12 protein-coding genes are annotated in these 10828 nt (G+C 47.0%); 1 reads left to right on the forward strand and 11 read right to left on the reverse strand.

Going from position 1 to position 10828, the window contains the following annotated elements; all coding sequences use genetic code 11:
- The coding region (gene xseA / locus HRU21_04310) for an exodeoxyribonuclease VII large subunit (protein ID NRA41515.1) at window positions 1-714 on the forward strand (714 nt) is incomplete at its 5' end.
- A gap of 61 nt (window positions 715-775) precedes the next feature.
- Here the strand turns inward: xseA and lipB are convergent.
- The 11 genes from lipB to HRU21_04365 form a co-directional block, all read right to left on the reverse strand.
- A complete protein-coding gene (gene lipB, locus HRU21_04315) occupies window positions 776-1432 on the reverse strand; it encodes a lipoyl(octanoyl) transferase LipB (GenBank protein NRA41516.1) in 657 nt (218 codons plus the stop codon).
- On the reverse strand, window positions 1433-1711 hold the full coding sequence (locus tag HRU21_04320; protein ID NRA41517.1) for a DUF493 domain-containing protein: 279 nt from the start codon (window positions 1709-1711) through the stop codon (window positions 1433-1435). It lies immediately after the preceding gene.
- Window positions 1712-1737: 26 nt separating this feature from the next.
- Window positions 1738-2922, reverse strand: coding sequence for a D-alanyl-D-alanine carboxypeptidase (locus tag HRU21_04325; GenBank protein NRA41518.1), 1185 nt, complete (start codon window positions 2920-2922; stop codon window positions 1738-1740).
- 108 nt (window positions 2923-3030) lie between these two features.
- Window positions 3031-3900, reverse strand: a complete 870-nt coding sequence (locus HRU21_04330; GenBank protein ID NRA41519.1) for a septal ring lytic transglycosylase RlpA family protein — start codon at window positions 3898-3900, stop codon at window positions 3031-3033.
- Window positions 3901-4893, reverse strand: coding sequence for a lytic murein transglycosylase B (gene mltB / locus HRU21_04335; GenBank protein NRA41520.1), 993 nt, complete (start codon window positions 4891-4893; stop codon window positions 3901-3903).
- A 1-nt stretch (window position 4894) separates the two neighbouring features.
- Window positions 4895-6040 carry a rod shape-determining protein RodA gene (gene rodA / locus HRU21_04340; protein NRA41521.1) on the reverse strand — a complete coding sequence of 382 codons (1146 nt, stop codon included), beginning with the start codon at window positions 6038-6040 and terminating at the stop codon, window positions 4895-4897.
- Window positions 6040-7911 carry a penicillin-binding protein 2 gene (gene mrdA / locus HRU21_04345; GenBank protein ID NRA41522.1) on the reverse strand — a complete coding sequence of 624 codons (1872 nt, stop codon included), beginning with the start codon at window positions 7909-7911 and terminating at the stop codon, window positions 6040-6042. The genes rodA and mrdA overlap by 1 nt, the downstream gene beginning before the upstream one ends.
- A gap of 3 nt (window positions 7912-7914) precedes the next feature.
- On the reverse strand, window positions 7915-8382 hold the full coding sequence (rlmH, locus tag HRU21_04350; protein NRA41523.1) for a 23S rRNA (pseudouridine(1915)-N(3))-methyltransferase RlmH: 468 nt from the start codon (window positions 8380-8382) through the stop codon (window positions 7915-7917).
- Window positions 8379-8720 (reverse strand): ribosome silencing factor, encoded by a 342-nt coding sequence (rsfS, locus tag HRU21_04355; GenBank protein NRA41524.1) that lies wholly within the window; start codon window positions 8718-8720, stop codon window positions 8379-8381. The genes rlmH and rsfS overlap by 4 nt, the downstream gene beginning before the upstream one ends.
- Before the next feature lie 11 nt (window positions 8721-8731).
- The gene (nadD, locus tag HRU21_04360) at window positions 8732-9415 is read right to left on the reverse strand and encodes a nicotinate-nucleotide adenylyltransferase (GenBank protein ID NRA41525.1); all 684 of its coding nucleotides are present in this window, start codon (window positions 9413-9415) and stop codon (window positions 8732-8734) included.
- Window positions 9416-9445: 30 nt separating this feature from the next.
- The gene (locus tag HRU21_04365; protein ID NRA41526.1) at window positions 9446-10699 is read right to left on the reverse strand and encodes a glutamate-5-semialdehyde dehydrogenase; all 1254 of its coding nucleotides are present in this window, start codon (window positions 10697-10699) and stop codon (window positions 9446-9448) included.
- Window positions 10700-10828 lie beyond the last annotated feature (129 nt).

The raw sequence follows: 10828 nt of genomic DNA on the forward strand, positions 1-10828 counted from the left end.
GCCGAAGATCTAGCCGCATTTAATCATGAAAACCTGGTGCGCGCAGTAGCCGCTTTTCCGCTTCCTATCATCAGTGCAGTGGGGCACGAGGTTGATACCACGCTTTGTGATTTAGTCGCGGATGTTCGCGCACCTACACCGTCAGCCGCCGCCGAGATGATTAGTCCAGATCAAGAACAGCTGCAACAAAGCCTTGATTATAGCTATCAGCGACTGTGTCAAAGCATGAGTAATCGCCTCTCGTCAGCTCAGCAGCTATTACAGTTAAAGCAAGCTAATTTGCAACACCCGTTACAAACCCTGCAGGTTTTTCAGCAACAGTTTGCTCATTTAGCACGGCAGCTTAGTCAGGCCTTATTACATAGCGTAGAGAGTTATCAGCATCGCCTCGCACAGCTGCAATTGCGTCAGCAACAACAAAGCCCTGCGGCGGCTATCCAACAACACCAAGCATTCAATTTGCAGTTACAGAATCGACTTAAACAGAGCATGCTGGTGCAACTGCAAGCCGCCAAACAGCAGCTTGCCGCATCTGCATCGCAACTCGAGATCGTGAGCCCCCTAGCTACTCTTAGTCGCGGCTACAGTATTGTGAAAGATCAGCAGCAACAGATTATCGCCGACAGCAATCAGCTTAACGTAGATGATGAGGTGCAGGTGCAGCTGCACAAAGGCAGCTTTGTAGCCAAAGTGGCGAAAATAAAAAGTAAATAGACTTTTATTTTCTAAGCTGCCAAATTAGCTGCCAAATTAACAGCAGCCTTGGCAGCAGATATCAATCCGCAAATTCAACCGTTTGGTAATCTAGGGCCGCAACAAACTTATTCAGCGCTTGCTGCTGAACCTGCTGAAAATCCACCGACACAAAATCACGCATTTGCGTCATCGGCATGCCGGCATAGCCACAGGGGTTAATTTGCGCAAATGGGCTGAGATCCATATCAACATTTAAGGCAAGGCCATGGTAGCTGCAGCCTTTCCTCACTCTTAGCCCCAGCGAGGCAATTTTAGCCAGTGATTGCGCAGCCTTAACATAAACCCCTGGGGCACCTGGCTTAAGCTCGGCCGTAATGTCGTACTCTGCCAGCAAGTCTATCAACTGCTGCTCAAGCATAGAAACAAAGGCTTTTACCGAGATATTGTGCCGCTTTAGATCAATCAAGAAATACATCACTAACTGGCCCGGGCCATGGTAAGTGATTTGACCACCGCGATCGCTCTGTACGAGTGGAATGTCCGATTGGTATAGCAGATGTTCCGCTTTACCGGCCTGACCTTGGGTAAACACAGCCTGATGCTCAACTAACCAAATTTGATCGGCGCTATTGCTATCTCGGCTATCGGTATATTCGCGCATCGCCTGCCAGACATCTTGATAGTCTGCCTGCTGCCAATGCTTAACCATCAATATATGCTGACTATTAGGCAACATTTAAATGACCATTTTCACAGCAGGATGCCGTTGTAAATCGCGATGTATTGCCGACAACTGCTGCTCGCCGGTGGCACGAATAATGATGTGAACAGAAACAAAGGTGCCTTTGCGACTGGGCCGCGTCTTCACCTTATCGCGTCTGATTTCGGGGGCATGCTGCTGCATGATGCTAAACACTTGATCAATAAACTGCTCGCTGGCATCGCCTAACACGCGAATAGGATAATCACAGGGGAACTCAATTTTTGGCGCATCGGGCGCAGCTTTCTTAGCCATCGGTTTAGCCATCGATAATATTGCTATTAATTCAGCAATTTAGTAAAAAACAGCACAATCTTTCCCCATAGCTGGGCAAAAAAGCCGCCCGACTCAACAGCCTCAGCAAGCACCGCTGACTCGCGAGCCAATACGGTATCACCTAAAACTAAGGCAATATTGCCAACAGCTTGTTGCGCTTTTAAAGGCGCTTGTAGATACTTTTCAACTTCCAACCTGACTTCTAATTGATCACGCTGCGAACGCGGTAAAGTAACATAGATATCGGCTTTAGCCACAATATTGGCCTCTGGCTGCGCGCCCCCGTATATTTTAGCAGTTGTGAGCTGATCACCTTTTGAATAAGGCTTAAGAGTCTCATAAAAGCGAAAGCCATAGGATAATAATTTTTGCGACTCTTGCGCTCGCGACTCTTGAGAACGCGCACCCATCACCACCGAGATCAGTCGCATATCCGCTTTCTTTGCTGACGCAACCAAGCAATACCCTGCAGCCTTGGTATACCCAGTTTTTAAGCCGTCAACTGAGGGGTCTCGCCATAAAAGCTTATTGCGGTTCGGTTGCTTAATATTATTGTAAGTGAAAGATTTTTCTGCGTAGAGCTTATAAGCCTCGGGAAAGTCTTGAATCACAGCCTGCGCCAATAATGCCATATCGCGCGCGGTGGTTTGGTGCTGAGCCGCCGGCAGACCGTGTGGATTTTCGAAATAGGTGTTTTTCATGCCAAGCAGCTTTGCCTGTTGATTCATTAAATCAACAAAGGCAGCTTCAGAACCAGCCAAATGCTCAGCCAGCGCAACAGTTGCATCATTGCCCGAGGAAATGATCACGCCTTTTAATAGATCGGAGACAGAGACCTGCTTACCGGCCTCCAGCCACATTAGCGAGGAGCCATTAAAAACCGGGTTTTGCGCCCAGGCATTAGGTGAAATAGTGGTGATGTCGTCAGCGGTAATCGTACCGGCGGCTATTTCATGGTCTACTACATAGGCCGTCATCATTTTTGTCAGACTGGCTGGCTCTAATAGCTGATCAGCATTTTTTTCCACCAATACTTTACCGCTATTAGCGTCCATCAAGATATAGGCTTTAGCAGCAATTGCGGGTGGGCTTGGCATTAAAATATCTTGCGCGGCTGCTTTAACGCTCAGCAAAGCGAAAATTGACAACAATAAAAAGCGAGAAGCAAGCGTGGTGAATGGTTTGAGCATAAATAGACTTAAGTATTGATCAGCTGATGACGTTACTGCAGGTAAAACGCAGCATTAAATTGGTTTGCTATGCTAACAAGAATCCCATCAAAGTGCCACGCTGTGACGCTAGTTGATGGGCAGCAATATGGTATCGGTAAAACCTTGTTCTGCGGCTAATTGACGCGCCGATGCGATGTCAGTGCCGTAAATCGGCCCAATTTGCAGTCGATGCAGCTGATCCTCATATTGCACCACACGGGCAGGTAAATCAGTCGACTGCTGCAAGCGATTCAAGCGCTGCTCGGCAGTTTGAAGCTGCGCATAAGCAGCAAGCTGAAGCAGCCATGTCTTTGACGGCGAGCTTATATGTCCAGCACCATGCGCTTGCTTGCCGGTCATGCTGCGTGCAGGCTGACGGAAGCTAGCTGGATCAATAGCTTCAACTAAAACCTTGGCCGTGCCGCTACGAATAAAGTCTAGCTTGGTCGCCGCAGCATAGGATAAATCGATAATTCGGCCAGGATGAAATGGACCTCGATCGTTTACACGAACAATCGCTGTCTTCTGATTCTCAAGATTAGTGACTTTAACATAGGAGGGGATCGGCAGACTTTTATGCGCTGCCGTCATGGCATAAATACTGTAGACCTCACCATTCGAGGTTTTGTGCCCATGAAACTTTAAACCATACCATGAGGCACCACCTTCCTCGCGATAGCCTTTCGCGCTCGGCATAACCGTATAAGTTTTGCCAAGCACCGTATATGGGCTTTTATTCCCGGCCTTTCGAATAGGCTCATCCTTAGGTATCGCATCACTGATGGTATCTGGGTTCAGTAACAATACTGGATGATAATCATCTTCAACCGCATAGCGCCCCTCATTACCGTTTTTTTTATCGGGCGCCGAGCCACAGGCCGTTAGCAGGCAAGCAAATAAAAACACCGCATACTGCAGCGGCAAGCACGCCGAACCATTCAAACTATCGCTCTGCATTTACATGGCTCGACTAAAGCGAATCAGCTCACTTAATTGAAATACTGCCATTGCATATAAGCGACTGTGATTATAGCGGGTGATGGCATAAAAATTTTCAAAACCTAGCCAATATTCGTCACCCTCTGCGGCACTCAGCTTGATTAAACTCACTTTCGCCGCTGCATCAATTTGCTTAGGTATTTTCAATCCTGCTTGACGCAAGCTAGCTACGCTGTGATTGGGTTTCAAGCCCTTGCTAATTAATTCAGCAGGGATCGCTTGAGACTGAAGCTGTATAGCGACAGGCTCACCATAACGCCATTTATGTTGCTTAAAATAATTGGCGACGGAAGCCATTGCATCATCTGGATTTTGCCAAATATCAGCTTTTTTATCGCCATCAAAGTCGACCGCATAGGCGCGATAGCTGCTAGGGATAAACTGGCCAAAGCCCATCGCACCGGCATATGAGCCTACTAATGAACTTACATCGATTGATTGCTCTTGACCCAATAGCAACAGCTGCTCAAGCTGACCGCGAAAAAAGCTAGCGCGGGGCGGGTAATCGAAGCCCAGCGTCAACAAGGCGTCAAGCACACGATAGCTGCCTGCCACTTTACCATAACGCGTTTCTACCCCAAGAATTGCCAATATAATCGCTGGCTCAACCTGAAACTGTTGCGCAACCTGCATCAGCGTTTGTTGATGTTCGCGCCCAAAAGCTACGCCATTATCCAAACGCTTTTGCTCAATAAATATACGTCGATAATCGCCCCAGTTTAACACCCGCTCAGCAGGCTTAGAGATAGCATCGATTATGCCCTGTTGATATTTACCCTGCGATAAAATAGCCAACACGCTATCAACATCTTGCTTATGCTCAGCTGCAAAGCGCTGCGCAAACGCTTTTACCTCAGCCCTATCAGCATAGTTAGCTTGCACAAGCGGTGCAGTCAATAAGATAGATAAAAACCAGCAAGAAATAGTGAAACTGCGAAACATAGCGATCATCCTAACGTGAAAATTGTTGCTTATCCGATGCAATAGCCATCAAAATACCAAATGCTAATAATAATGTCACAATTGATGTACCACCCTGACTTACCAAAGGCAGCGGTACACCAACAACCGGTAAAATGCCAGACACCATACCGGCGTTGACAAAGACATACACAAAAAAAGTTAAGGTAATACTTGAGGCGACTAATTTGTTAAACGTAGTTTTAGCCTGCCATGCGATAAATAAGCCTCTAGCAATTACCAGCGCATACAAGACAAACAGAATAATTACCCCTTTAAAACCCTGCTCTTCTGCTAATACTGCGATAATAAAATCAGTATGCGTTTCTGGTAAAAAATTAAGCTGCGACTGGGTACCGTTAAGAAAGCCTTTACCGTCCCAACCCCCTGAGCCTATGGCGGTTTTTGACTGTAAAATATTCCAGCCAGCGCCAAATTTATCCCGCTCTGGGTCTAACAAAGTCAAAATGCGTCCTCTTTGATAGGGGTGCAAAACAAAATGCCATAATGGCCAGGCACTGGCTGCAAACAACGCGACTGCAGAGAACACATACCACCACGATAAACCAGATAATAACAGCACAAAAACACCTGAGGAAGCAACTAAAATGGAGGTGCCCAAATCAGGTTGTGAGGCAATTAATAAGGTGGGTAACGCAATCAAGGCTAAGCTGACAAAAACATATTTAAACCTGGGCGGTAATACCCTTGCACTCAGATACCAAGCAATCGTCAACGGCATAATAATTTTAATTAACTCTGAGGGTTGAAACCTTCCAATAACTGGCACCGCAATCCAGCGCTGTGCACCTTTGGCGCCAATACCAATAAGTGGCACGAGCAACAGTAAAATAATACCGGCAAGATAAAAGTATATGGCTGAATTTTTATAAAACCGCATTGGCAACTGCGCAACGACGATCATTGCAAAAAAGCCCACAGCCATAAAACTAAGCTGTCGCTTTAAACTCGAAATCGGATAATCAGAGGCGCTATATAGCAATGTTAGACCAAATGATGATAGACAAATCAGTGATAACAATAGCCAAGGGTCAAGGTGCAGGTTTAGCCACAGGCTAGATCGCCTGCGCATCCCTGAGAGATCTAACTGTCTGACATATTCTGGTGAATCTTGCATTATCTCCCCCCAGACATAGCCAATTCAGCATTGATGGCTAATTTACGTAAATGTGCATCAATCACTTGTTTCGCAATCGGTGCCGCCACCCCAGAGCCTGATTGACCGTTTTCAACCATCACCGCAACCACAATCTGCGGGTCATCAGCCGGCGCAAAGGCAACAAACAATGCATGATCACGCTGTCGCTCTGCTAAGGTTTCAGCGTCAGGTGCATCTTCGCCTTGCGCCATACCAACTACCTGTGCAGTGCCCGACTTACCTGCAATACGATAATTCAAGCCACGCGCAATGCCCCTAGCAGTGCCTTTGGGGCTGTGCACAACCGCTTCCATCGCTTTACGAATTTCGTCCCATAATGTTGGATTCTTAAGCGTCAATGGCGGCAAATATTCAACTTTAGCTGGCTGGCCATTAACCGAGGCAACCACTTTAGGAATCACGCGTTTACCTTTATTGGCAATAATTGCTGTTGCCACGGCTAACTGCAATGGGGTAGCTAATAAATACCCTTGGCCAATACCGATATTGAGTGAATCACCCGACCACCACGACCCCCTGCCGGTTGATTTTTTCCAGGCTGCAGAAGGATTTAAGCCGGCGCGCTCGCCTGGCAAGTCAATACCGGATCTTTGACCTAAGCCAAATTGCTGATAATAGTGATGGATTTTGCTAACACCCAGCTTATAGGCCATATCGTAATAATAGACATCGCATGACTGCGCCATTGCATCGATAAAGCCAATCGCATCGCCATGGCCCTCACGTTTCCAGTCACGATAATAGCGCTCATTAAAAGGAATTTGGTACCAGCCAGGGTCGGCAATAGTGGTTTGCAGGGTATACACGCCCTCTTCAATACCGGCAATGCTCATGATCGGTTTGATCGTTGAACCCGGGGGATAACGCGCCTGCAGGAAGCGGTTAAATAAGGGCAAATCGCGATCATCACGCAAGGCGTTATAGTCAGCATAGCTAATGCCATGCACAAAGGCATTTGGATCAAAGCTTGGGCCTGATGCCATCGCTAAAACCCCACCGGTATTCGGATCCATAGCAACTACAGCACCTCGGCGTCCCTGCAAGGCCTGAGCAGCCACTTGTTGAATATCGACATCTAAATATAAACCAAGGTTCGCACCTGGTATCGGTTGGTCGCCACCCAAGGTTCTGAGCACCTCACCACGCGCGTTGGTTTCAACATTTTGCAAACCAACTTGGCCATGTAATATCGCCTCATAGCTTTTCTCAATACCAATTTTGCCAATATGGGTAGAGGCAGCATAGTTATCGGTATCTAGGCGTTGTAACTCAGTCTCATTAATACGACCAACATAACCCAGCACATGCGCCAGCAGTGACTGATAAGGGTAATGTCGTGCCAAAGATGCTTTGATTTCAACGCCGGGTAAACGGCTGCGGTTGACCGCAATAGTAGCAATATCTGATTCACTCAGATTGAAGCGCAGCGGCGTTGCCTCAAATGCATGGTAGCGATGACGGCGCTGATGAAAGCGCTCAATATCTCGAGTGCGAATTATCCCCAGGCGCTGCATTTCCAGTAGCTGCGCATCAACATCTGTAACGCGATCCAGCACCAGTGATAAGGTATAGCTGGGCAAATTTTCAGCAATAATGCGTTGCTCTCGGTCAAAGATCAATCCGCGTTTGGGGGCCACTTTTTGTAAATGAATGCGATTAGACTCTGCGCGGGTGACATACAAATCATGCTGCAGGATTTGTAACGAAAAATAACGCGCCAGCAAAATGGCGGTTAGCACCATCACAACCACTACACTTAGTACCATGCGCATATGGATGACCTGCTGTTCATACAGGGTATTTTTAAGTGTTTGGCGATGCAGATTCATAATCTATTTGTGATAGGGATGTCCTTTGCTCAGCGACCAAGCGCGATAGACTTGCTCAGCCACAATGACTCTAACCAGCGGATGCGGTAAGGTCAATTTTGATAAGGAAAGTTTCTCACGCGCCAGCGCTAGTACTTCGCTAGCTAAACCGTCTGGGCCACCGATAATAATGGCAATATCTTGGCCCAGCATTTTCCACTGGTTAAGCTTTGTGGCTAAATCTTCAGTGCTGATGGACTTGCCCAATACATCGAGCACAACTGGATATTCCTGCGGCTGCAAAGCAGCCACAATAGACTCGGCTTCGCGACGTTTGAATTGCTCAACTGATTGATTTTTAACGCGCTTAGCCATCGGCAATTCTAATAGCTTAAGCCTTATATCACCATTAATGCGTTTGGCAAATTCTTGATAGCCATGATCAACCCATGGCGGCATTTTTTGGCCAATACAAATTAACCGTATATTCATGCGCTGGAGGGTTTATTCGACCATAGTTGTTCAAGTGAATAAAAGTCACGTTGTTCTGGCAATAATATATGAACAACAACATCGCCCAAATCTACCAAAGCCCATTCACCAACGTCTTCACCTTCATAACCGACCGGTGGACAGCCAGCTTTTTTACTTTCCGTAATGACCTGCTGCGCTAATGCGCAGACCTGTCGAGTCGAGGTGCCACTGGCAATAATCATTTTGTCTGTCATATCGGTCAATGCTGACACATCAATAACTTTAATGTCTTTTGCTTTGAGAGACTCTAAAGCCTCCACCACAAGCGCTTCTATTTCGCTGAGCGATTTAGTCATAATGTTTACACTTATTCTGTTTGGTATAAACCGTTCTCAACAATATAGTCATAAACGGGCGCAGGCAAGTCTGAACTGACATCTAGACCCTGCTGAATGCGATCACGAATCTCACTGGATGAAATCGCCAGATAACTCAAACGCGCGGCATATACCTGCCCCGACGGAGATTCATGATCGGTAAAATGAAACTGCTGTTGCTGGGCACGCAGCCATGATTTTTCAGGCTGCGCAATAATCTGCTGCAAAGGATAGTGCGGTCTATCCAGCACAATGATATTGGACAGCTGCAGAATGTCTTGCCACCGATGCCAGCTCTCAAATGTGGCAAAAGCATCACTACCCATCGCAAAGTATAAATAGACGGGTCGATCCGAACATTGCTCAAGCTGCTGTCGAATCGCTTGCAAACTCTCAACGGTAAATGATGGCTGTTGATTATGCGCAAATAAGGCCAGTTCAGTTGCATCAAACTGTAGGCCGGGCGAGTTACTGATTGCCAGCTTGATCATCTGCGNGCGTTGCTCAGTAGAAACCCTTGGTGGCTGACGATGTGCCGGCAAGGCACAAGGTAATAGCCTTACAGCATTCAGTCTGAAGCTGCTTTGTAAAGATTCTGCTAGACAACAATGCCCCCTATGTATGGGGTTAAAGGTGCCACCTAAAATAGCAACCGCGTTAACATTGTGACTCAAAGGACAGGCTCTAACAAAAACTCGCTGACGCTAGCGACGAACATGCCCATCCCCTAGGACAATGTATTTTTGATTGGTTAGACCATGCAAGCCTACTGGCCCGCGGGCATGAATTTTATCGGTTGAGATGCCGATCTCAGCACCGAGGCCATATTCAAACCCGTCAGCAAAGCGGGTCGACGCATTAACCATTACTGAGCTTGAGTCAACTGCCGCTAAAAACTGTCGAGCGTGGGTATAATTCTCGGTGATGATGGCTTCTGAATGCTGTGAGCTGTAATGATTAATATGCGCAATCGCGGCATCGATATTATCCACGACTTTGATGGCCAAAATAGGCGCTAGATATTCTTCATACCAATCTTGCTCAGTCGCTGGCTGACAATCGATAATCGCCTGAGTTTTCTCACAGCCTCGAAGCTCTACTGACTTTGCCGCATACTCATCAGCGAGCAAAGGCAGCAGTTCAGCCGCACGAGACTTGGCAATCAGTAAGCTCTCCATTGTATTACAGGTGCCAAAACGCTGTGTTTTTGCATTCACAGCGATCTTTATCGCTTTTTCAGCATCAGCATCAGCATCGATAAATGTGTGGCAATTGCCATCTAGGTGTTTAATCACAGGCACTTGCGCATTTTGACTAATGCGCTCAATCAGGCCCTTACCGCCGCGCGGAATTATCACATCAATATATTCAGGCATACTAATCATTTGCCCGACCACTTCACGATCGGTGGTATCGATAACCTGCACAATAGTTTCCGCTAAACCGGCAGCAGTCAAACCTTGTTTAACGCAAGCTGCGATCGCCTGATTTGAATGCTTAGCTTCTGAGCCACCCCGAAGCACAGCAGCATTGCCTGATTTCAGACAAAGGCTTGCCGCCTCAACGGTAACATTGGGGCGCGATTCATAAATAATACCTACCACACCTAATGGAACGCGCATTTTACCCACCTGAATGCCAGAGGGGCGGTAAGTCATATCAGTAATTTCACCCACCGGATCAGCTAATGCCGCAACTTGATGCAAGCCTTCAATCATAGCGTCAATTGTCGCATCGCTGAGCGTCAGTCGATCTAATAATGCTGCATCTAAGCCTTTTTGGGCGCCGGCTTGAAGATCTAGCGCATTTTCAGATTTAAGCTGCGCACGGTGCAAGCCCAACTGATCGGCAATTGCTAACAGCGCGCGGTTTTTCTGTTCTGTATCAGCCGTTGCGATACGTTGAGCTGCCGCTCTTGCTTGCGCCCCAACAGTTTGCATGTATTCAGCAACACTCATCTTGAGATTCCGATTATTCCGAAATTAAAAAACGGGATTCTATCATATCGTTGACACATCAAGGGGTATTAGCGAGAAATTTTTAGCGCGCTAGTTTTAACCGTGTCAATTACATTCAGAGCCAGAATG

The sequence above is a fragment of the Pseudomonadales bacterium genome, assembly GCA_013215025.1.
GTDB lineage: Bacteria > Pseudomonadota > Gammaproteobacteria > Pseudomonadales > DT-91 > DT-91.

What these genes read in the sequence shown, in the direction of transcription:
- lipB (NRA41516.1), bottom strand. Translation starts at nt 1,432, where the DNA reads ATGTTGCCTAATAGTCAGCATATATTGATGGTTAAGCATTGGCAGCAG.
- HRU21_04320 (NRA41517.1), bottom strand. Translation starts at nt 1,711, where the DNA reads ATGGCTAAGAAAGCTGCGCCCGATGCGCCAAAAATTGAGTTCCCCTGT.
- HRU21_04325 (NRA41518.1), bottom strand. Translation starts at nt 2,922, where the DNA reads ATGCTCAAACCATTCACCACGCTTGCTTCTCGCTTTTTATTGTTGTCA.
- HRU21_04330 (NRA41519.1), bottom strand. Translation starts at nt 3,900, where the DNA reads ATGCAGAGCGATAGTTTGAATGGTTCGGCGTGCTTGCCGCTGCAGTAT.
- mltB (NRA41520.1), bottom strand. Translation starts at nt 4,893, where the DNA reads ATGATCGCTATGTTTCGCAGTTTCACTATTTCTTGCTGGTTTTTATCT.
- rodA (NRA41521.1), bottom strand. Translation starts at nt 6,040, where the DNA reads ATGCAAGATTCACCAGAATATGTCAGACAGTTAGATCTCTCAGGGATG.
- mrdA (NRA41522.1), bottom strand. Translation starts at nt 7,911, where the DNA reads ATGAATCTGCATCGCCAAACACTTAAAAATACCCTGTATGAACAGCAG.
- rlmH (NRA41523.1), bottom strand. Translation starts at nt 8,382, where the DNA reads ATGAATATACGGTTAATTTGTATTGGCCAAAAAATGCCGCCATGGGTT.
- rsfS (NRA41524.1), bottom strand. Translation starts at nt 8,720, where the DNA reads ATGACTAAATCGCTCAGCGAAATAGAAGCGCTTGTGGTGGAGGCTTTA.
- HRU21_04365 (NRA41526.1), bottom strand. Translation starts at nt 10,699, where the DNA reads ATGAGTGTTGCTGAATACATGCAAACTGTTGGGGCGCAAGCAAGAGCG.